Raw genomic sequence first — 22489 nt, forward strand, 5'->3', positions numbered from 1 at the left:
CCCACAAGATCACCGACGCAAGGCCAGCAGCAAGGAATCCACGTGGCGCAAAACCCCGGCAAATCAAAAAAGACGAAGGTGCCGGCGGCGAGGAAGCGGCTCCGGGTTGGTCTTGGCATCATGCTGACACTGCTGTTGGTGGTGGGCGGGAAACTCTTCATGGTGCAAGGCCTTGATGTCGGTGGCATGGCCGAGGCCGCCCTCGCGAACCGTCTCACGCCACAGGTACTGCCGGCCGAACGCGGCAGGATCCTGGACGCCAATGGTACTGTCCTGGCCAGCAGTGTCATCCGCTACAACATTGTTGTGGACCAGGTCCTGAACACCGCCACCGCTGAGTTCAAGCGGTACAACGAGAAGACTGAAGAAGTAGAGACAATCCCGCGGGACCAGGGTATCTCCGAACTGGCTTCGCTCCTGGGGGCCGATCCCGCCAAGGTCCGGGAGTCGCTCACTGGTGACAAGAAGTACTTCACGGTGGCCAAGGATGTGAAACCCGAGCTTGAAGACCGCATCTCCAAGCTGCATATTCCCGGTGTGGCCGCTGAAGGCGTCAGTAAGCGTGTCTATCCGAACGGCAGCGTGGCCGGCGGAGTGGTGGGTTTCCTTCAGGACGGCACCACAGGCCAGGCAGGCATCGAGCAAACCCAGGACCAGGTCCTCCGCGGTACCGAGGGCAAGCGCGTATTCGAGATTGGCGCCGATGGCCTCAGGATTCCCGTTGCCACTGACGAGCTCACGCCGGCCGTGGATGGAAGCGACGTCAAGCTGACCCTCAACACGGACATCCAGTACTTCGCACAGCAGGCCATCCAAAGCCAGGTCAACAAGATGAACGCCGAGTGGGGTTCGATTATTGTGATCGACACCAAGACGGGCAACCTTATTGCCCTGGCCGACACGAATGCCCCGGACCCCAACGATCCCGGGAAAGTTGATGCCAAGGACCGGGGTGTGCGTTCTGTAACGGCCGCCTACGAGCCCGGATCAGTCGAGAAAATGATCACTGCCTCTGCCGTAATCGAGGAGGGCAAGTCCTTTCCGCTGGACCATTTCACCATCCCGCCGTCCTACACCATTGACGGCCAGACGTTCACCGATGCGTTCGAGCACGGCACCGAAGAACGCACGCTGGCCGGAATCCTGGGTTGGTCCATGAACACCGGCACCGTGATGGCGGGAAGCAGGCTGAGCAAAGAGCAGCGCTACGAATGGCTGAAGAAGTTTGGTGTTGGCGAACAAACGGATATCGGCCTCCCCGCGGAAGCGACGGGTATCCTCGCCAAGCCTGATCAGTGGGATGAACGCCAGCAGTACACGGTTCTCTTTGGTCAGGGAGTTTCGCAGTCCACGCTGCAGACCGTGCGGGCCTTCCAGACGATTGCCAACGGTGGCGTGATGTTGCAGCCCAGGCTCATAGACAGCTACATCACCCCCGAGGGGGAAGAGCAGAAGGTTCCGGCCAAGGAGTCCCGGCAGGTGGTGTCCAAGGAAACAGCGCAACAAATGCGGGACATCCTGGAAAGCGCAGTGACCGAGGGCCAGATCAAGGACGCGGCCATTGATGGCTACCGGGTGGGCGCCAAGACGGGTACCTCACAGGCACCCCGCGAAGATGGACTCGCCGGCTTTGACGGGTATACGGCCTCGATGGTGGGCATGGCGCCCATGGATGACCCGCGGTTCATCGTAGAGGTCGTCCTGCAGCGGCCCAAGGGGAATATCTACGGCATCACCAATGGTCCCGTGTTCCGTTCCGTCATGTCCCAGGTCCTCAGGACCTACAACGTGCCGCCATCAACCGGCACCCCTGCGCGCCTGCCGCAGTTCGTCAAGTAAGCTTCTTGGGCGTCTGTTTCGGCCAAAGAATTTGATCCATCACTACCGGCTGGGCGCCGCTGGCCCCAAGCCGGTCGTTCCACCGAGCATCAACGGAGAACCACGTGTCAGAGCACAATGAGGCCGCTTCCCACGCCGAGACGCCGGAGACCGGCACATCCGGCTTCCGCCCGGCGTCTGTGGCTGCAGTGCCTTTGTCGACCCTCGCAGAAGCCCTGGGGGTGGCCGTCCCGGCGGACGGCGACACCAGGGGAGTGACGGGGATTTCGCTGAACTCCCGGGCCATTGAACCTGGTGACCTTTACATGGCACTTCCCGGGGCTTCGCGCCATGGTGCCGACTTCGTCCCACAGGCGGTAGAGGCTGGCGCCGTCGCCGTAGTCACGGACGATGCCGGGGCACGGCAGCTTGCCCTGGCAGGCGAGCAACCCGTACCTGTCCTGATCGTCGACGAGCCGCGCACCGTTGTCGGGCGTTTGGCTGCACTGATCTACCGCAGCCAGCCGGACGACGGCGGGTTCCCGACGCTGTTTGGAGTAACCGGGACCAACGGTAAGACGACCACAACGTACTTCATCAACTCCTTGCTCCGTGCCTTGGGAAAAACCCCGGGGCTCATCGGAACAATAGAAATCCTGGCCGGGGGAGATCCCATTCCGAGCCTGTTGACGACACCGGAATCCACTGACGTCCATGCACTGCTTGCCCTGATGCGGGAACGTGGGCTGGAGGCGGCGTCCATGGAGGTGTCCTCCCACGCCGTTGCTTATCACCGCGTGGATGGCGTGATGTTCGACGTCGCCGGGTTCACGAACCTCACCCAGGACCACTTGGACCTGCACGGCAGCATGGAAGAGTACTTCCGCACCAAAGCTGAGCTGTTCACCGCAGGACGGGCACGCCACGCAGTGGTGATGGTCGACGACGAGTGGGGCCGCAACCTGGCGCGAACAGCGGACATTCCGGTCACAACACTTACCGCAACGACAGGAGGCACCCCTGCCGATTGGTCCGTTGCCTCAACCACCGCCCGCGGACTCGGCACCGATTTTGAACTGCGGCACACAGACGGCCGCGTCCTGCGCGTACACACTGGCTTGCCGGGTGACTTCAATGTGGCGAACGCGGCCCTGGCCACGATCATGGTCCTGTCGTCAGGCATCGATGTAGAGACCCTCCAGGGCGCACTCGAGGCGCATGATCCCTTTACCGTGGCCGTCCCTGGACGAATGCAGCTCATCTCCGCGGCGCCGGCCTCTGTGGTGGATTTTGCCCACAATCCGGATGCCTTGGCCCGCGCGCTGCAGGCCGTCCGGTCCCGTGAAGAAGGCTCCCGCGTGATCGTGGTGTTCGGGGCTACCGGGCAACGGGACCAAAGCAAGCGTCCTACGATGGGCGCCATCGCGGCACGCTTGGCGGACATTGTCATCATCAGCGACGACGACCCCCACGATGAGGATGCGGCAGCTATCCGGTCAGAGGTCCTGGCAGGTGCCTATGCCGCCCGTGAGGCAGCGAACTTGACCTGTGAAATCATCGAATCCTCGCCGCGGGATGCCGCCATTCGACTCGCAGTGGAGTATGCCACCCCGAAGGACACTATCCTCATTGCAGGTCGAGGCCACGAGGTATGGCAAGAGGTCAAGGGCGTCAACCTGGCTCTTGACGACAGAGTGGAATTGCGGACCGCCTTGACATCCAGGGGATTCAGCGTTTCAACGGACCAGCGGATAGAGTCCTAAACCGAGATGATTGCACTTACTGCGGCGGAGATCGCCCACATCACCCATGGCCGTTTAACCGGAGACGGGGACATCGCGCCCACTTCCGTCGTCACTGATTCCCGGGAAGCTACTCCTGGTTCGCTTTACGTCGCGAAGCCCGGCGAGCACGCAGACGGTCATGACTTCGTTGACGCTGCCTTCGAGCGGGGTGCCGTCCTGGTGCTGGCCGAACGCGATGTCACCGACGCCGACGGCAAGCCGTATCCCGCCGTCGTTGTTGATGACGCGGTGCTCGCCATGGGAGCCCTTGCTGCCGAAGCAGTCCGCCGCATCCGCTCTGCCCGGGAGCAGCGCGGCGAGGAATTTACAGTGATCGGCATTACCGGCTCCGCCGGCAAGACCACCACCAAGGACCTACTCGCCGGCGTGTTGTCCCAAGCCGGGCCCACGGTGGCTCCGCGGGGCTCATACAACGGTGAGGTTGGGGTCCCCCTGACGGTCTTTGCTGCCGATACGGACACTCGTTACCTCGTCATTGAGATGGGAGCCACTGGTATCGGGCACATCAAGTACCTCGTTGGGATGGTGCAGCCCGATATTGGTGTGGTGCTGGTGGTGGGCACCGCCCACGCCGGGGAATTCGGCGGTGTCGAAAACATCGCCACGGCCAAGGGCGAACTCGTTGAAGGGCTCAGTGAGCACGGCACGGCCGTCCTGAACCTGGACGACGGCCGCGTTGCCGCCATGAAGACCCGCACCAGGGCCAAAGTCCTGGGCTTCAGTGCCTCTCCCGCGACGAACGAAGACGTGGAAGCCCGCAACGTTGTGGTCAACGCCGAAGGCCACCCCGAGTTTGATCTTGTACTGCCCGACGGCGGCCCTTCCGTTCCTGTCCGAAGCCGCCTGATCGGCGGCCATCACGTGACGAACCTGCTGGCTGCCGCTGCTGCGGCATTTGCCGCGGGCATCCCGGCGGCAGACATTGCTTCCTCGCTTAGTTCCCAGTCCGCGGCCAGCCGCTGGCGCATGGAACGAACCGAACGCCCTGACGGTGTCACCATCATCAACGACGCGTACAACGCCAATCCTGAGTCGATGCGGGCTGCGCTGCGCACACTCGCTGATCTCGGCCAGGGCAGGCGGACCTGGGCCGTCCTTGGCGCCATGCTGGAGCTCGGCGAGGATTCCATCCGCGAGCACACTGCCGTGGGAACGCAGGTTGTGCGCTTGAACATCTCCAGACTCGTGGTGGTGGGACGCGAAGCCCGGGCCCTTTATATATCGGCCATCCAGGAAGGTTCGTGGGGGGACGAATGTTCGTTCACGGAGACCGCCGAGGAAGCTTACGAACTCCTGCAAAGGGAGCTGAAACCCGGCGACCTGGTCTTGTTCAAGTCCTCCAATGGAGTGGGGCTGAGGCATTTGGGCGATCGGATAGCATTACCCCCACGGGCCGAGCCCACCGGGGAAAGCGCGGCTGAAGATGTCGCAAGCGAAGGGAACGAGCTGCTGTGATTGCACTTTTGATCGGCGCCGGCGTCGCCCTTCTGTTAGCCCTGATAGGGACGCCCCTGTTCATCAGGTTCCTGGTGGCCAAGAGCTATGGGCAGTTCATCCGCGATGATGGCCCAACCTCGCACCACACCAAGCGCGGCACGCCCACCATGGGTGGAACCGTGGTTGTTGCCGCGGTTCTGATCAGCTATTTCGTGACCCACTTGATCATGTGGATGATGAATCCACGGTCCGCGGGACCCTCCGCATCCGGGCTGCTTCTGTTGTTCCTCATGGTAGGAATGGGATTCGTTGGCTTCTTGGATGACTACATCAAGATTTCCAACAAGCGCAGTTTGGGCCTGAACGCCCGCGCCAAGCTGATCCTGCAAGCCGCCGTTGGCATCATTTTTGCCGTTCTGGTGCTGCAGTTTCCCAACGAGGACGGGCTCCGTCCGGCTTCCACGCAGATTTCCCTCGTCCGTGACATCCCCTGGCTTGATCTTGCTTTCGGTGGGACCATCCTGGGCGCAATTCTTTTTGTCGTTTGGTCCAACCTCATCATCACGGCGGCTACCAACGGCGTGAACCTCACAGACGGCCTGGATGGCCTAGCGTCGGGAGCATCCATCATGGTGTTCGGCGCGTACACCATCATGGGGATCTGGCAGAACAACCAGGCCTGTGGTTCGCCCCGTGAGGCGGGCAGCGGCTGTTATCAAGTACGCGACCCCATGGACCTGGCGCTCCTGGCGGCAATCCTGAGCGCTGCTTTGGTGGGCTTCCTCTGGTGGAATACATCACCGGCCAAGATCTTCATGGGAGACACTGGTTCCCTGGCAATCGGAGGCGCTGTCGCGGCGTTCGCCATCCTGTCCCGCACGGAACTTTTGCTGGCCTTCATCGGTGGTTTGTTCGTCCTGATCACCCTTTCCGTCATCATCCAGGTGGGTTTCTTCAAACTGTCAGGTGGCAAACGGGTCTTCAAGATGGCCCCACTGCAACATCACTTCGAACTGAAGGGTTGGGCAGAGGTCACGGTTGTTGTCCGCTTCTGGATCCTTGCCGGGCTTTTCGTGGCCGCAGGCCTTGGAATCTTCTACGCTGAATGGGTGGTGCTGCTGTGAACGCAAGCCAGGAGAGCGCGCCGTCGGCCAACGACCGCCTGAAGGATCTCACCAGCTGGGATGCTGATTGGCGTGGCTTGCGGGTGGTGGTGACCGGAATTGGCGTGTCCGGTTTTGCTGCCGCTGACACCCTCATCGAACTCGGTGCAAAAGTTGTGGTGGTGGATGCCTCGACCACGGCGAAAGCAAAGGCGCAGGCCGACACTTTGAAAATCGTGGGTGCAGTGGATGTGCTGCTGGGCGAAGAGGCCGTGAAGGTCCTTCCCCTCATTGACGGCGAGAAGCCGGAGCTCATTGTGACCTCGCCGGGTTGGCGCCCGGACCAAGCCCTGCTGGCCGCTGCCAAACGCAAGCACATTCCCGTATGGGGCGACGTCGAATTGGCGTGGCGCGTCCGCGAACGGGCTGGCCGGAAGACCGCTGATTGGCTCACCATCACCGGCACCAACGGTAAGACCACCACGGTAGGGATGACCGAGTCCATGCTGCAGGCGGCCGGACTCAAAGCCATTGCCGTGGGCAACGTGGGTACGCCTATCCTTGACGCGCTCAGGGATCCGGTGGAGTACGACGCTTTTGCGGTGGAACTCTCAAGCTTCCAGTTGCATTGGAGCCATTCGTTGTCACCGGTGGCCAGCGTATGCCTGAACGTCGCCGAGGACCACGTGGACTGGCATGGCTCGTACGCGTCGTACCTTGCCGATAAAGCGAAGGTCTACGAGAACACGCAGAAGGCTGCCATCTACAACGCCGATCAAATTGAAACCGAACGCATGGTAGAGAACGCGGACGTCGTTGAAGGCTGCCGCGCGGTCGGATTCACCACGAACACCCCTGGCATCAGCATGCTCGGCGTCGTGGACGGATTGCTGGTTGACCGCGCGTTTATCGAAGAGCGGAAAAACTCAGCCGCCGAACTCGCGTCCATTGCCGATCTTGGGCCAGTGGCACCTCGCCACATGGTGGCCAATGCCCTGGCCGCCGCGGCCCTCGTCCGTGCCTATGGGGTTGACCCTGCCTCCGTGAAGGAGGGCCTGGTCAACTATCTGCCCGGTGCGCATCGTATCCAGCTCGTGGCCAAACAGGACGACGTGCTGTGGATCAACGATTCAAAGGCCACCAACCCCCACGCTGCGTCGGCCGCTCTTTCAGCTTTCCACAATGTGGTATGGATCGCAGGGGGGCTCTCCAAGGGCGTCAATTACGATGACCTCGTCAAGGAACACGCTCCCCGCTTGAAGTCCGTAGTGCTCATCGGCACTGACACGGAGGCCTTGGAAGCGTCCCTCCAGCGACACGCACCGGATGTCCCCGTGATAGCCCAGCCCAAGGGCGACACTGAAAGTGTGCAGACCGCAGACGGTAACGCCTCCTCGCCGATTTTTGGTGAGACCATCATGGCCCAGGCTGTGAGGGCAGCGGCCAGCGTGGCGGAACCAGGTGACACCGTGCTCATGGCTCCAGCGGCTGCATCCATGGATCAGTTCTCTTCCTACGCTCACCGTGGCGACGCTTTCGTCCAGGCAGTACGCGAGCTCGTGGAAGGGCAGGCAAAGACCACCGAGGAGTAACAATGGTCAGCACGCCCACCCGCAGCCGCGGCAAGGCTTCCGGGGACGTCGGAGCCGAGGCTTCGCCGGCTGCCCGCAAGAAACCAGCCCGGCTTCGGGGCCACGTCCGCTCCTTCTGGGAAGGCCTGGAGGGCAAGAGCAAAGCGCCCAACAGCTCCACGTACTACCTCATTCTTGGATGCGCCCTGGCCCTTACCGCAATCGGTGTGATGATGGTGCTCTCTGCTTCCAGTGTGGAGGCGATCTCCGAAGGTAAGTCTCCGTACGCCGATGCATTGAAGCAGGCGATGTTTGGCGTCGTTGGACTTGTGGCGATGTACCTGATCTCCCGGACCAACGTCAGCTGGATGAAGAGGCTGTCCTGGTGGGGACTCGGTGCCGTTGTGGTCCTGCTGATACTTGTGCAGGTTTTCGGTCGCAGCACCCTGGGCAACCAGAACTGGATCGACATCGGCGGCATCAGCATCCAGCCCTCGGAAATTTCGAAGCTGGTTCTTTGTGTTTGGATAGCAGCGGTCCTGGCACGCAAGGAGAAATACCTGCATCGCTGGATGCACGTGATCATACCGGTAGTCCCGGGGGCTGGCCTTGTCCTTGGGCTGATCCTCGTGGGCAATGACCTGGGCACCGCAATCGTTGTCATGGCCATTGTGGCTGCGGGGTTGTACTTTGCCGGGGTTCCCACGAAGATGCTGGCAATTGCGGGCGTCGCCGGAGCCCTTGGCGCTACAGCGATGACAATCATCAGTCCAAACCGGATCTGCCGGGTGACAGCCTGGCTGGGCATGGCAGGGGATTCCTGCACCGCAGATTCCGACTTCACTTACCAGTCCACCAACGGCATGTATGGGCTGGCGCAGGGCAGTTGGACCGGACTTGGGCTGGGGCAGAGCCGGCAAAAGTACAACTGGCTTCCTGAGGCCCACAACGACTTCATCTTTGCCATCATCGGCGAGGAACTGGGACTCGTGGGCACCCTTGTAGTCCTGGTCTTGTTCGCTATCCTTGGCATCGCCATTTTCCGCGTCGTTGTCCGGCAGACCGATCCGTTCCAGCGCACGCTCGCTGGTGGCATTATGGTGTGGCTCCTGGGACAGGCAAGCATGAACATGGCAGTGGTGACCCAGCTGCTTCCAGTGATCGGTGTCCCGCTGCCTTTCATATCTGCAGGTGGCTCGGCCTTGGTGATGTCGCTGTGCGGCGTGGGCGTAGTGTTGTCCTTGGCCCGCGGACAGTTGCCACCACAGCAGCGTCCCCGGCTCTTGCCGCGTCGTTTGTCCAAGACCGCACGAAAGCGTAAATAGCACTTCATGACTTCAGATTCCCCCCATGCGTCCAAGCCGTTGTCCGTCGTGCTTGCTGGCGGTGGCACGGCCGGCCATGTCAGTCCCTTGCTGGCCATCGCGGATGCAATCAAGGAAAAGCGTCCGGAAGCTGCCATCCTGGCTGTCGGCACGCCGTCGGGCTTGGAAACCAGGCTTGTCCCGGCGGCCGGATACGAGCTCGCCACTATTGACCGCGTCCCGTTGCCACGAAAACCGTCCCTTGATCTCCTGAAGCTGCCGGGGCGCTTGCGGGGCGCCGTCAAGCAAGCGGAACGAATCCTTGATGAGGCCCGGGCCGATGTCCTGGTGGGTGTGGGCGGCTACGTCTGCACTCCCATGTACCTGGCGGCCCGCAGGCGCGGTACGCCCATCGTGATCCATGAGGCCAACATGAAGGCGGGGCTCGCAAACCGCGTGGGTGCACGGTTCAGCCGCCATGTTGCCGTGGCGTTTGCCGGTACGCGCCTGCGCGGCGCCCGCCACGTGGGAATGCCGATGCGTCGCGCTATCTCAGGGCTGGACCGCTCTATGGCCGCGCCTGCTGCCAAGGCTTCGCTGGGCCTCAATCCGGACCGTCCTGCCTTGATCGTGACTGGTGGGTCCTCCGGAGCACTAAGCATCAACCGTTCTGTGGCTGCTGCCTTGCCCGCGCTGGCAGCTGCGGGGATCCAGACACTGCATATCACCGGTACCGGCAAGGCTGTTCTGGATAACGACGGCGGACTCCTCGCCGCTGACGGGTACCGGCAGGTGGAGTACGTGGATCGAATGGAGGATGTCTACGCCGCTGCAGACATCCTGCTCGCCCGGGCCGGAGCCGCAACGGTCAGCGAAGTGGCAGCTGTAGGGGTTCCTGCGGTGTTCGTGCCCTTGCCCATCGGCAATGGTGAGCAAGCCCTTAATGCAGCTGCCCTGGTGGAGGCCGGCGGAGCGCTGATGGTTCTAGACAAAGAATTCACCCCGGAATGGCTCAAGGAAGAACTCATTCCACTCGTATCGGATCGCGGCAGGCTGGTCGAAATGGCCCGCAGGTCCGAGGCCCTTGGCATCAGAAACGCCGATCAGCGCATGGCTGATCTTGTCTTGGAAGCGGTAGCCGCATGACGCACCCGATTGCACCACTTGAGTCCCTCGGACGAGTACATTTCATCGGCATCGGCGGGGTGGGAATGTCTGCCATCGCCCGGATCATGGTGGCCCGCGGTGTTCCCGTGAGTGGTACTGACGCCAAGGACCTTCCGGTCATGCATGACCTGGCTGCAGCAGGTGCCCGTATTGCCGTGGGATACGACCCCGGCAATCTGGGGGACGCCCAGACTGTTGTTGCCGGCTCCGCAATCCGTGCGGACAATCCTGAGTTGTCTGCGGCACGTCAGGCCGGTTTGCCCGTGCTGCATCGTTCCGAGGCACTCGCTGCGACCATGGACGGCCACAGGGTGGTCACCATCGCCGGTACGCACGGCAAGTCCACCACCACCTCCATGGTTGCTGTCCTGCTCAAGGAAGCAGGACTGGATCCGTCGTTCGCCATTGGCGCCAACGTCCCGGCGCTGGGAGTCAACGCGGCCCACGGATCCTCGGACATCTTCGTGGCTGAAGCGGACGAGTCGGATGGCTCGTTCCTCAACTACCGTCCACTGATCGCCGTCGTCACCAATGTGGAAGCGGACCATCTGGACCACTATGGAACCGCTGAAGCTGTTTTCGCCTCGTTCGATAACTTCGCAGCGCTCCTGCCGCCCCACGGACTCCTCCTGGCATGTGCGGACGACGCGGGCGCCCGCGCGTTGGCGGAGCGGACGGCCGCCAAGGGAACCACGCGTGTGCTGACGTACGGGACAGGCGACGACGCCGATATCCGCCTAGGCGACGGCGGTCCGGGTGATGTGTCGGTAGCGGTTGATGGAGCCAGCTATACCTTGAACCTGCAGGTCCCCGGAAGGCACAACGCGCTGAATGCCGCTGCCGCGTTCGCCGTCGCCCTGGAGCTTGGCGTGGCGCCAGTGACGGCGGCTACGGCGCTTGGACACTTCACTGGCGCGTCCCGGCGCTTTGAACTCAAAGGGCAGGGGAGGGGTGTGCGTGTGTACGACGACTACGCCCATCACCCAACCGAAGTGCGTGCCGCCTTGTCCGCCGCCCGTTCTGTGGCTGGCGGCAACAAGGTCCACGTTCTCTTCCAACCGCATTTGTTTTCCCGGACCCGGGAATTCGCTGCGGAGTTTGCATCGGCTCTGGACGCTGCTGACACGGCGCTGGTCCTGGACATCTACCCTGCCCGTGAAGACCCCATCCCCGGCGTCACCAGTTCGTTGATTGCTGACCGGCTCTCCCAGGGGCGGCTGGTCTCCGGTGACGAAGCTGTGGAAGCTATTGTGGCGGCCGCTGGTGAGGGTGACATAGTGCTGACGGTGGGAGCCGGCGATGTCACTGCTTACGGCCCGGTGATTGTGGAGGCGTTGGGTGGCTAGCACCCGCAGGCCAACCTTCAAGCCCGCCGTGGATTCCGGCCGGGAGAATAAGGGCCGTCCGGCCGGTGGTTCCACGGAAAGCGTCATCACCGCCCAGCGGTCCGTTGAGCCTTCCCCAAAAAACAGCGCGGACAATGTCATTGCCTTTCCGGAGCCGAAGGGCAAACGCAAGCGCAGGCTCTTGCTGTGGACGCTCTCCATCGTTACGGCTGTCGTCGCGGTGCTCATAGCGGGTGCCATCTATTCGCCCGTGCTCGCGGTCCGCACCATCACAGTGGACGGCACCAAGCTGCTGACTCCTGAGGACGTGCAGAAGGCCTTGTCAGGAATGGAGGGCAAGCCGCTGCCGCAGGTGAGCGAGCAGGAAGTCAATGAGCTCCTGAAGCCCCTGGTCCAGGTGCGTTCGGCAACTGTGGAGGCAAGGCCGCCGTCGGAATTGCTTGTGCACGTCAATGAGCGCGTACCCGTGGCCCTGTTGAAGCAAGGCGACTCATTCGTGATGGTGGATGTAGATGGAGTTCAGCTCGGAGCCACGCAGGATCAGTCAGCGGTGGCGCTGCCCCTGATCGACGCTGGCGCAGGTGCCACCAACACTGGGTTGTTCAAAGCAATTGCAGCTGTCCTGAACACTTTGCCGGCCGATGTGCTCGCCAGGATGTCCACCGCATCTGCTGCGTCTCCTGATGCCGTTGAGCTAAAACTGGTGGACGGAAAGACGGTAGTGTGGGGCAATGCCGAGGACAAGGAACTGAAGGCGAAGGCGCTTGAGGCACTATTGAAGATGCCGCCGGATCCCAAAGTTCCCGTGAACGTCTACGACGTCAGCGTGCCCCGGCATCCATTCACCAAATAAAGAGCATTGAGCACGTAACCTGCGGGCCTCGGGGACCTTATTTCGCGACAATCAAGCGACACGCGCAAGCGGTCATTGCATGTCCGAAGCGGAGGAAATACCGTCGCAGTAGAGTTACTTGACATAACTATAACCTTCAACTAGAGGGTTAAGGTCCAAGGATTCAAGTTGGACTCGATCAGTTTCGCTATAGGACACAAGCAAGGGGCACGAAACGTGGCAGCACCGCAGAATTACTTGGCCGTCATCAAGGTCGTCGGCATCGGCGGCGGTGGCGTGAACGCAGTCAACCGCATGATCGAGGTCGGCCTCCGGGGCGTCGAGTTCATTGCCATCAACACTGACGCGCAAGCGCTCCTCATGAGCGACGCCGACGTCAAGCTCGACGTCGGTCGTGAGCTTACGCGCGGCCTTGGCGCCGGAGCCAACCCCGAGGTCGGCAAGCAGGCCGCTGAAGACCACGCCGACGAGATCGAAGAAGTTCTCCGCGGCGCTGACATGGTCTTCGTTACGGCCGGCGAAGGTGGTGGCACCGGCACCGGTGGAGCCCCTGTTGTCGCGCGCATCGCCCGCTCCCTGGGTGCGCTGACCATTGGCGTGGTAACCCGCCCCTTCACTTTCGAGGGCCGCCGTCGTGCTGGCTCCGCCGAAGCCGGTATCGACGCCCTGCGTGATGAAGTCGATACCCTGATCGTCATCCCCAACGACCGACTCCTGTCCATCAGCGATCGCAACGTCTCCGTCCTGGACGCTTTCCGCTCAGCTGACCAGGTACTGCTTTCCGGTGTCCAGGGCATTACGGACCTCATCACCACCCCGGGCCTCATCAACCTCGACTTCGCCGACGTCAAGTCCGTCATGCAGGGTGCCGGCTCCGCCCTCATGGGTATCGGATCCGCCCGTGGCGAAGACCGCGCAGTGAAGGCTGCCGAGCTGGCCATCGCCTCGCCCCTCCTGGAGGCCTCCATCGACGGCGCGCATGGCGTGCTGCTCTCCATCCAGGGTGGTTCAGACCTCGGCCTGTTCGAAATCAACGAGGCAGCCCGCTTGGTGCAGGAAGTGGCGCACCCGGAGGCGAACATCATCTTCGGTGCGGTTATCGACGATGCCCTCGGCGACGAAGCCCGTGTCACTGTCATTGCCGCCGGATTCGACGACGTCAAGGCAACCTCACCGTCCATGGACCAGTCGCGTCCCGCGCAGAACCCCGTGCCTGCCGAGCGTCCTGCTGCGCCAAGCACGGCTCCGTCCAACGCAAACGCGCCGCAGCATGCAACTGCAGGCATCGGCGCCGCAGGGCTGAGCAACTGGGGCCAGCAGCGTCCGTCGGCGCTTCCCGCGGACTCAGGCTTCGACGTCGACCTTCCGGCCGTTGTGGAGCCGGACCTGTCGGGCAGCCGCTCAGATGACCTCGACGTTCCCGATTTCCTGAAGTAAGCGGGCTTCGAGAGTCGATATCCGGTGTTTTGGTGGCGCAATGAAGTACAGCCCGGCGTTTCTGTTGCCTTCACGGACACAGGCGCCGGGAACCTGGCCCTGCATGTGGGGGACAACCCCGGCGATGTGACCGCGCGTCGTGCCCGGTTGGACGATGCCGCAAACTTGGGCAATCGTAGCTTTCAGTACATGGACCAGGTTCATGGCAATGAGGTCGCGCTTATTTCGAGCTACGGTCCCGGTCCTACTGCGGATGCAATGGTTTCAACGCCTTCGGGCAACCAAGCTGCCCAGCCATTGTCCGTCATGGTGGCTGACTGTGTTCCCGTGGTCCTCGTTGGAGATGCAGGCAATCGCGGTCCCGTCATCGCTGTCGCGCACGCAGGACGTCCGGGCGTCGCTTCCGCGGTTGTTCCCGCAACCGTCAACGAGATGCGCACACTCGGTGCCGTGAATATCAGTGCCTGGCTGGGGCCTTCTATTTGTGGCTCCTGCTATGAGGTTCCCGAGCAGCTTCGCGACGAAGTTGCCGCGGTGGCACCTGCTGCCTGGTCGAGCACGTCGTGGGGAACGCCGGCATTGGACCTTCCTGCCGGTGTTCGTGCCCAGCTGGCCGAAGCTGGCGTCACCGTTGAGTACTCCGGGGAATGCACCTTGGAAAATGAGTCCCTTTTTTCCTACCGGCGGGATTCCCGTACGGGGCGATTCGCAGGTTTGGTGTGGACGCATGACTAGCCTTGGACACGACGACGCCCTGTCCGGCGTTGCAGCTTCGGACGCCCGCACCACTGAACTCGCCCGGCGGCTTGAGGTTGTTCAGGCACGGATTTCCGCGGCGACGGCTGCGGCGGGACGTGTGGATCTGCCAGGACTGATCGTCGTGACCAAGTTCCACCCGGCAGCTGATGTCCGGCGACTGGCTACGCTGGGCGTCCGGGATTTCGGCGAGAACCGGGACCAGGAGGCTGCAGGCAAAAGCGCCGAACTCACGGACCTGGACGTCCGATGGCACTTCATAGGCCAGTTGCAGAGCAAAAAAGCGAAATCAGTGGCTAAATACGCCTACTCCGTGCAGTCAGTAGATCGTCCCCAGGTGATCGAGGCACTTGAAAAGGCTGTCGCCCGTGAAAGGGACCTCACTGGGCGCCATGACCTTGAGTGCTACATCCAAGTGAGTTTGGACGACGACGCCGGGGCGCACCGCGGTGGTGCCCGCCCCTCGGAGGTGGAATCCCTGGCGGCAAAGATCGCTTCCTCGCCCGGACTGAAGCTTGCCGGCGTGATGGCCGTGGCTCCGCTGGGCGCCGATCCTGAAGCGGCCTTTGAACGACTTGCGGTTGTTTCCGCGGAAGTCCGCGCCAATCATCCGGAGGCTTCAGGGGTATCGGCGGGGATGAGCCAGGACCTTGAGGCCGCTATCAAGTTTGGGGCGACACACCTGAGAATTGGCTCCGATATTCTCGGTTCGCGTCCGGCCGTGGGGTAGCGTCAAAGTATTGGAATGACGGGCCGGGGTTCCAATATGTCAAGTCATGGCGGCCCGCCTACTGCAGAAACGATAGGAGTGCACCATGGCTGGCGCTCTGCGCAAGACAATGATCTATCTTGGGCTCGCCGACGGCGATGAACACTACGAATCTGAGCAGGCCGTCGCGCACCACGACGAAGAACGCCCCCAGGCACAGGACCGGGAAGAGCGCCGAGCGCCTGCACCCGTCCGGGAAGTTGTCCGTGAAATGCCCACTGTTGACGCCGAAGAGGAATACCGCGCACCCGTGACACCCATTAAGCGTGCGGCGTCGAGCCGCGAAGATGCCTCGGGTTTGAGGCAGATCACCACAGTTCATCCGCGTTCTTACAACGACGCCAAGATCATTGGCGAGAGCTTCCGGGATGGCATTCCCGTGATCATGAACGTTACCGACATGGGTGAGGCAGATGCCAAGCGTCTGGTGGACTTCTCGGCCGGGTTGGTCTTTGGCCTCCATGGCAGCATCGAGAGGGTAACCAATAAGGTCTTCCTGTTGTCGCCGTCGTATGTTGAAGTCATCGGGGACGACAAGAAGGCCAGCGAAACGCAGGCCAGCTTCTTCAACCAGAGCTAAGAACCATCGCTACGAGGATGCCAGGCGGGTCAACCTGCCTGGCATCTGTGTTGCAATAGTAAGGACCGATCGGCTTTTTAAGAGCAGGGACTGATCGGCATTCCGGAACAAGTGGGAGATCTGAGCTAACTCGTGGGCATTGTTTTCGGCCTTATCTATATTGTGTTGTTGCTGTTTTTCATTGCCCTTATCATCAGGCTGATCTTCGAATGGGTCCAGATGTTCGCCCGACAATGGCGGCCCCGCGGTGTGGCGTTGGTAACAGCCCATGTTGTCTACTCTGTGACGGACCCGCCCCTGAGGAGGCTTCGCAGGTTGATACCGCCACTGCAACTGGGTGGAATCTCCTTGGACCTGGGCTTCCTGATCCTGATTATCGCCGTGAGTATTGCCATGGCGGTGAGCAGCGGCCTGGCGTAGCTGCGCGGTGAGGCTGTACCGCGGAACCGGGGGGGCTCGTGAGGGTCCGAAGGCCGCAAATTCTCCAATTCAACACGATGGTGTTGAATTGGAGGAACCAGATGATATTTAGGTACCGTAGTTTTGAACGGCCGGAAGGCCTACTGACTAACTAGACCAACGAGGTGACCAGATGGCTTTGACGCCAGAAGACGTTGTCAACAAGCGCTTTCAGCCGACCAAGTTCCGCGAAGGCTACGACCAGGACGAGGTAGATGACTTCCTCGACGAGATCGTGGTTGAACTGCGCCGCCTGAACCAGGAGAACGACGAACTTCGTAAGAAGCTCGGCGAAGCTGGCTCGGCCGTGCCCGCGGCAACTGCTGCGGCTCCGGTCGTCGAGAAGGTTCCGGCTCCGGCCAAGGTGGACAAGGAAGCCGAGGCCAAGGCGGAAGCCGAAGCGAAGGCTGCTGAGGCTGCCAAGAAGAAGGAAGCCGAGCAGGCCGCTGCGGCTGCCGCCGCCAAGGCACCGGCCCCCAGCAATGGTGTTACGCCTACCGCTGAGTCCGCTGCAGGCCTGCTGGCCATGGCGCAGCAGATGCACGACAAACACGTTGCCGACGGTGCACAGCAGAAGGAAAAGATTATCGCCGAGGCGCAGATCGAGGCTTCCAGCCTGGTCAACGACGCCCAGGAGAAGTCCCGTAAGATCCTTGGTGCCCTTGAGCAGCAGCGTTCGGTCCTGGAGCGCAAGGTTGAGCAGCTCCGTGGCTTCGAACGTGACTACCGCTCACGCCTGAAGGCATACATCGAGGGCCAGCTGCGCGACCTCGACGCCCGTGGTTCCGTCGCTGCCCCTGAGGTCGGCGAAGCAACCGCTGACGTTTAGCAAGTATTCTGAAAGCCGGTGGCTGGGGACTCCTCCGCCACCGGCTTTTGCTGTTAACACCCTGCCAGCAGCCCGCAACGCTCCACGAACGAAAGCATTATGACCGACGACCTCACTGACGACGCATCGCGGCCGGAACTTCCCGTCCGGAAATGGCGTCCTGCAATGCTGTGGCTCTTTGCCGGCTTTGCAGTTTTTGCCTATGCCTTTGATCAGCTCACCAAGCTCTGGGTGACCAGCACCATGACAGAAGGTGAGCGCATTCCAGTGCTGCCACCACTGCTGCACTGGTACTACATCCGGAATTCAGGGGCGGCTTTTTCCATTGGTGAGAACGTCACTTGGATCTTCACGATCGTCATGGCCGGGGTGTCCGTTGCCATCCTTTTCCAGTTGCGGCGACTCGGCTCCGCTTGGTGGGCATTGTCGCTGGGGTTGCTGCTCGGCGGTGCATTGGGCAACCTGACCGACCGCTTGTTCCGTGAACCGTCCTTCGCCATGGGCCATGTAGTGGATTTCATCCAGGTACCGAACTTTGCGATCTTCAACATCGCCGACTCAGCTGTGGTGTCCGGCGTTGTCATCATTTGCCTGCTGACCCTGCGTGGGGTGGGCATGGATGGCACCCGGCAAGTGGCAGCACCGAAGAAACCAGCCAAGCCGGCTCCGGGCTCCAGCGAGGAGATCGTCGGTGAGTGAGCCGGTTGTGGTGCCTGAGGAGCTTGCAGGTGCGCGCGCTGACGCCGGGCTAGCACGGTTGCTCGACATTTCCCGTTCGGCTGCGGCGCTGCTGATTGCCGAAGGCAACGTCACCAGCGGCGGTACGGCCCTCGGCAAGTCAGCAAAGCTCGTTGCGGGCGCGGTGCTGGACGTTACGGTTCCCGAGCGGCCGGATCCCCTGGAAGTCGTGGAGGAAGTTGTGGAAGGCCTGAAGATCCTGCTGGATGACGAGGAATTCGTTGTCATCGATAAACCAGTGGGAGTGGCGGCGCATCCATCGCCTGGTTGGGTGGGACCCACGGTGGTCGGCGGCCTCGCTGGAGCCGGCTACCGGATCTCGACGTCGGGAGCACCCGAGCGTGCGGGCATCGTCCACAGGCTCGACGTCGGCACTTCCGGCGTGATGGTTGTGGCGAAGACGGAGCATGCCTACACGGTCCTGAAAAGGGCGTTCAAGGAGCGCACGGTGGACAAGGTCTACCACGCGGTTGTCCAAGGACTTCCGGATCCGCTTGAGGGCACTATTGATGCCCCGATCGGCCGCCACCCTGGCCACGACTGGCGCTTTGCGGTTATCGAAGATGGCCGGCCCTCAGTGACCCACTACGAAGTCCTGGAAGCCTTTGGTAAAGCTACGTTGGTTGAGGTGCACCTGGAAACGGGCCGGACGCACCAGATCAGGGTCCACTTCTCTGCGTTGCGGCACCCTTGCGCAGGCGATCTCACCTACGGTGCTGATCCCCGCCTCGCGGCAAACCTGGGACTGACCCGGCAGTGGCTTCATGCACGGCAACTGGGCTTCACGCACCCGCGGACCGGCGATTGGGTGGAAGTCACCAGCGACTACCCAGCGGACCTTCAGTACGCCTTGGACCTGCTGGCCACGGGCTCAGCCTAGGCCATCCTTCCGGGCCGGCCCGGTCCAAGGGTTCCGCATTTTGTCAGGGGCGGGACGGTAGACTGTCGTGGTGACTTCCAGCAATGATTCGTTCGTCCACCTGCACACCCACACCGAATACTCCATGCTGGATGGAGCGGCCAGGCTGGGTGAGCTGTTCGATGAAACCGAACGCCTGGGAATGCCCGCCCTGGCCACCACTGATCACGGCTACCTCTTTGGTGCCTTCGATTTTTGGCGCAAGGCCACGGACAAGGGCATCAAGCCGATCATCGGCGTAGAAGCCTACGTAACCCCTGGTACGGCCCGGGGTGACAAGGAACGCGTCCGCTGGGGAGATGAGAGCCAGCGCAAAGACGATGTCTCAGGTGGTGGTTCCTACACCCACATGACGCTCTTGAGCTACAACAACGTGGGCATGCGGAACCTGTTCCGGGCTTCGTCCATTGCTTCATTGGATTCCGTCTTCGGCAAGTGGCCCCGCCTGGATCGGGAACTGCTCAATACGTACTCCGAGGGGCTCATTGCCACGACGGGCTGCCCGTCCGGTGAAGTCCAGACACGCCTTCGGCTTGGCCAGTACCGCGAAGCGCTGGAGGCCGCGGCAGAGTTCAGGGACATCTTTGGTGCGGAGAACTATTTCTGCGAACTGATGGACCACGGCCTGGACATTGAACGCCGTGTCACAGGGGACCTCCTGCGGCTGGCCAAGGACCTGAACCTTCCGTTGGTAGCCACCAACGACCTCCATTACACACACGAGCACGATGCCAAGGCCCACGAGGCACTGCTGGCCATTCAGTCCGGTTCCACACTCCTTGAGCCCACCTACGATAATGGCGGGTCCCGTTTTGCCTTCTCCGGCAGCGGCTATTACCTGAAATCCCCGCAGGAAATGCGTGAGCTTTTCCGCGACCACCCGGATGCTTGCGATAACACGCTGCTCATTGCAGAACGCTGTGAGGTGTCCTTCAACACCGACGCCAACTACATGCCGCGCTTTCCTTGCCCGCCGGGCGAGGACGAAACCTCCTGGCTGGTCAAGGAAGTGGACAAAGGGCTGGCCTACCGCTATCCGCAGGGCGTGCCGGACAAGGTGCGCAAGCAGGCTGACTACGAGCTCGGGGTCATCACCTCCATGGGCTTCCCCGGGTACTTCCTGGTGGTCGCCGACTTCATCAACTGGGCCAAGAACAACGGGATCCGTGTTGGTCCGGGGCGTGGTTCCGGTGCAGGCTCCATGGTGGCCTACGCCATGCGTATTACTGACCTTGATCCGCTCCAGCACGGCCTGATCTTCGAACGCTTCCTCAACCCGGACCGTGTCTCGATGCCTGACTTCGACGTCGACTTCGATGACCGCCGCCGCTCCGAGGTGATCGACTATGTCACCAAGAAGTACGGCGACGAGCGCGTGGCGATGATCGTCACGTATGGAACCATCAAAACCAAGCAGGCGCTCAAGGACTCCTCCCGCGTGCTTGGCTACCCGTTCAGCATGGGAGAGCAGCTGACCAAGGCGCTCCCGCCCGCCGTCATGGCCAAGGACATCCCGCTAGCAGATATCCAAAACCCCGAGTCCAAGCGCTACAGCGAGGCAGGAGATTTCCGCCAGCTGATCGCCACGGATCCCGAGGCCGCCAAAGTCTTCGAGACCGCGCTGGGTATTGAGGGACTGAAGCGCCAGTGGGGCGTGCACGCGGCCGGCGTCATCATGTCCTCGGATCCCATCATTGATGTCATCCCTATCATGCGCCGTTTCCAGGACGGCCAGGTCATCACCCAGTTCGATTATCCGACGTCCGAAGGCCTCGGCCTGATCAAGATGGACTTCCTGGGCCTTCGAAACCTGACGATCATTTCGGATGCCCTGGAAAACATCAAGATGAACCGCGGCATTGAACTGGACCTGGAAAACCTGGAACTCGACGATGCTGCGTCGTACGAGCTCCTGGCGCGCGGTGACACCTTGGGCGTGTTCCAGCTCGATGGTGGACCCATGCGGTCCCTCCTCAAGCTCATGAAGCCTGACAACTTTGAAGACATCTCCGCAGTTCTCGCGTTGTACCGGCCTGGACCCATGGGCGCCAACGCCCACACCGACTACGCCCTGCGCAAAAACGGGATCCAGGAAGTAATTCCCATCCACCCGGAGTTGGAAGAACCGCTCAAGGAAATCCTGGGCGGGACATTCGGCCTGATCGTGTACCAGGAACAGGTTATGGCGGTGGCGCAAAAGCTTGCCGGCTACTCGCTGGGCCAAGCCGATATCCTTCGCCGTGCCATGGGCAAGAAGAAGAAGTCGGAGCTGGACAAGCAGTTCGCCGGCTTCTCCCAAGGTATGCAGGACAACGGCTACTCCATGGCCGCCGTTAAGACGCTCTGGGATATTCTGCTTCCGTTCTCCGACTACGCGTTCAATAAAGCGCACTCGGCCGCCTACGGGGTCATTTCTTACTGGACTGCCTACTTGAAGGCCCATTATGCGCCCGAGTACATGGCTGCCCTGCTCACGTCCGTCGGTGACGACAAGGACAAATCGGCTATCTACCTCAACGAGTGCCGCCGGATGGGCATTACCGTTCTTCCGCCGGACGTCAATGAATCCTCGTTGAACTTCACTCCTGTGGGAACGGACATCCGCTTCGGTATGGGGGCCATCCGAAACGTCGGCGTTAACGTGGTGGAAGCCATGGTCTCTGCGCGGACCACCGAAGGCAGCTACACCTCCTTCAAGGACTTCCTGATGAAGGTCCCTGCAGTGGTCTGCAACAAGCGCACGATCGAATCCTTGATCAAGGCCGGCGCCTTCGACTCACTGGGACACCATCGCCGTGCTTTGGCCATGATCCACGAAGAGGCCATCGACTCCGTCATCACCCTCAAGCGCAACGAGGCAATCGGCCAGTTCGATCTCTTCGCCGGCTTCGAGGACCAGGAACCTGAAGCTTCGCTGACTACGGAAATTCCGGACCTTCCTGAATGGGAGAAGAAGGACAAGCTGTCCTTCGAGCGCGACATGCTGGGCCTGTATGTTTCGGATCATCCCTTGCAGGGCTTGGAAGGCGTCCTCAGCCAGCATGCCGAGCAGTCCATTACCTCGATCATCGCCGAAGACGGACCGCACGACGGCGCGATAGTCACCATCGCGGGCATGATCACCTCGTTGAGCCGCAGGATCGCCAAGGCCAGTGGCAACGCCTACGCCCGTGCCGAGATTGAAGACCTGGGCGGCTCCATGGAGGTCATGTTCTTCGGCCAGGTGTACGGGCCCATCGCCTCCGTCCTGGCTGAAGACCTGATCGTGGTGGTCAAGGGCCGCCTCCAGCGCAGGGACGACGGAGCCGTGACGCTGAACTGCATGGAACTCTCGGTGCCGGATCTCAGTGAGAGTGTGAACGGACCGGTGGTGATCACTATTCCAACGTTCAAGGCCACCGAAGCAGTGGTTACTGACCTTCGGGATGTGCTGCGGACGCATCGGGGCAACTCCGAGGTCCGGCTCAAGCTCATGGGGGACACGAAAGTTGAGGTCATGGGGCTTCCCGTGCACATGCGGGTCAACCCCAGCCCATCGCTCTTTGGCGACCTGAAAGTCCTGTTGGGTCCGGCCTGCCTGGATAACTAGCGCAGTGGA

Annotated in this window: 18 protein-coding genes; all 18 read left to right on the forward strand. The window is 61.6% G+C overall.

The genetic code is table 11. The annotated features are described in order from the left end of the window. Positions 1–42: 42 nt before the first annotated feature. The 18 genes from ACFX4T_RS10490 (at position 43) to dnaE (ending at position 22480) form a co-directional block, all read left to right on the forward strand. The gene (locus ACFX4T_RS10490) at positions 43–1839 is read left to right on the forward strand and encodes a peptidoglycan D,D-transpeptidase FtsI family protein (RefSeq protein ID WP_377651741.1); all 1797 of its coding nucleotides are present in this window, start codon (positions 43–45) and stop codon (positions 1837–1839) included. A 104-nt stretch (positions 1840–1943) separates the two neighbouring features. Then, on the forward strand, positions 1944–3581 hold the full coding sequence (locus ACFX4T_RS10495) for a UDP-N-acetylmuramoyl-L-alanyl-D-glutamate--2,6-diaminopimelate ligase (RefSeq protein ID WP_377651743.1): 1638 nt from the start codon (positions 1944–1946) through the stop codon (positions 3579–3581). Positions 3582–3587: 6 nt separating this feature from the next. After that, positions 3588–5078 (forward strand): UDP-N-acetylmuramoyl-tripeptide--D-alanyl-D-alanine ligase, encoded by a 1491-nt coding sequence (gene murF / locus ACFX4T_RS10500; RefSeq protein WP_223948625.1) that lies wholly within the window; start codon positions 3588–3590, stop codon positions 5076–5078. Beyond that, positions 5075–6184: a phospho-N-acetylmuramoyl-pentapeptide-transferase gene (mraY, locus tag ACFX4T_RS10505; protein ID WP_216922959.1), complete on the forward strand. Its 1110-nt coding sequence runs from the start codon at positions 5075–5077 to the stop codon at positions 6182–6184. Before murF ends, mraY begins: the two co-directional genes overlap by 4 nt. Beyond that, positions 6166–7755 (forward strand): UDP-N-acetylmuramoyl-L-alanine--D-glutamate ligase, encoded by a 1590-nt coding sequence (gene murD, locus ACFX4T_RS10510; protein WP_377651745.1) that lies wholly within the window; start codon positions 6166–6168, stop codon positions 7753–7755. The genes mraY and murD overlap by 19 nt, the downstream gene beginning before the upstream one ends. A 2-nt stretch (positions 7756–7757) precedes the next feature. After that, the gene (ftsW, locus tag ACFX4T_RS10515; protein WP_377651746.1) at positions 7758–9059 is read left to right on the forward strand and encodes a putative lipid II flippase FtsW; all 1302 of its coding nucleotides are present in this window, start codon (positions 7758–7760) and stop codon (positions 9057–9059) included. Between the two features lie 6 nt (positions 9060–9065). Next, positions 9066–10184 (forward strand): undecaprenyldiphospho-muramoylpentapeptide beta-N-acetylglucosaminyltransferase, encoded by a 1119-nt coding sequence (murG, locus tag ACFX4T_RS10520; protein ID WP_377651747.1) that lies wholly within the window; start codon positions 9066–9068, stop codon positions 10182–10184. After that, positions 10181–11551: a UDP-N-acetylmuramate--L-alanine ligase gene (gene murC, locus ACFX4T_RS10525; RefSeq protein WP_377651748.1), complete on the forward strand. Its 1371-nt coding sequence runs from the start codon at positions 10181–10183 to the stop codon at positions 11549–11551. Before murG ends, murC begins: the two co-directional genes overlap by 4 nt. Beyond that, positions 11544–12404 (forward strand): FtsQ-type POTRA domain-containing protein, encoded by an 861-nt coding sequence (locus ACFX4T_RS10530; RefSeq protein ID WP_377651750.1) that lies wholly within the window; start codon positions 11544–11546, stop codon positions 12402–12404. Before murC ends, ACFX4T_RS10530 begins: the two co-directional genes overlap by 8 nt. Positions 12405–12620: 216 nt before the next feature. Further along, positions 12621–13841, forward strand: coding sequence for a cell division protein FtsZ (gene ftsZ / locus ACFX4T_RS10535; RefSeq protein ID WP_216922971.1), 1221 nt, complete (start codon positions 12621–12623; stop codon positions 13839–13841). A 24-nt stretch (positions 13842–13865) separates the two neighbouring features. Beyond that, on the forward strand, positions 13866–14576 hold the full coding sequence (locus ACFX4T_RS10540; protein ID WP_377651751.1) for a polyphenol oxidase family protein: 711 nt from the start codon (positions 13866–13868) through the stop codon (positions 14574–14576). After that, complete coding sequence (locus ACFX4T_RS10545; RefSeq protein ID WP_377651753.1) at positions 14569–15327, forward strand: YggS family pyridoxal phosphate-dependent enzyme; 759 nt, start codon at positions 14569–14571, stop codon at positions 15325–15327. Before ACFX4T_RS10540 ends, ACFX4T_RS10545 begins: the two co-directional genes overlap by 8 nt. Positions 15328–15412: 85 nt before the next feature. After that, complete coding sequence (locus tag ACFX4T_RS10550; RefSeq protein WP_216922977.1) at positions 15413–15946, forward strand: cell division protein SepF; 534 nt, start codon at positions 15413–15415, stop codon at positions 15944–15946. Positions 15947–16078: 132 nt separating this feature from the next. Next, the gene (locus ACFX4T_RS10555) at positions 16079–16366 is read left to right on the forward strand and encodes a YggT family protein (RefSeq protein WP_216922979.1); all 288 of its coding nucleotides are present in this window, start codon (positions 16079–16081) and stop codon (positions 16364–16366) included. A 172-nt stretch (positions 16367–16538) separates the two neighbouring features. Beyond that, positions 16539–17234 carry a DivIVA domain-containing protein gene (locus ACFX4T_RS10560; RefSeq protein ID WP_216922981.1) on the forward strand — a complete coding sequence of 232 codons (696 nt, stop codon included), beginning with the start codon at positions 16539–16541 and terminating at the stop codon, positions 17232–17234. 99 nt (positions 17235–17333) lie between these two features. Then, entirely contained in the window at positions 17334–17933 is a 600-nt protein-coding gene (gene lspA, locus ACFX4T_RS10565) for a signal peptidase II (RefSeq protein WP_377651756.1), read from the forward strand. Then, positions 17926–18852: an RluA family pseudouridine synthase gene (locus ACFX4T_RS10570; protein WP_377651757.1), complete on the forward strand. Its 927-nt coding sequence runs from the start codon at positions 17926–17928 to the stop codon at positions 18850–18852. Before lspA ends, ACFX4T_RS10570 begins: the two co-directional genes overlap by 8 nt. 70 nt (positions 18853–18922) lie before the next feature. Next, complete coding sequence (dnaE, locus tag ACFX4T_RS10575; RefSeq protein WP_216922987.1) at positions 18923–22480, forward strand: DNA polymerase III subunit alpha; 3558 nt, start codon at positions 18923–18925, stop codon at positions 22478–22480. Positions 22481–22489: the final 9 nt, after the last annotated feature.

This window comes from Paenarthrobacter sp. YIM B13468 (genome assembly GCF_042788025.1).
Classification (GTDB): Bacteria; Actinomycetota; Actinomycetes; order Actinomycetales; family Micrococcaceae; genus Arthrobacter; species Arthrobacter aromaticivorans.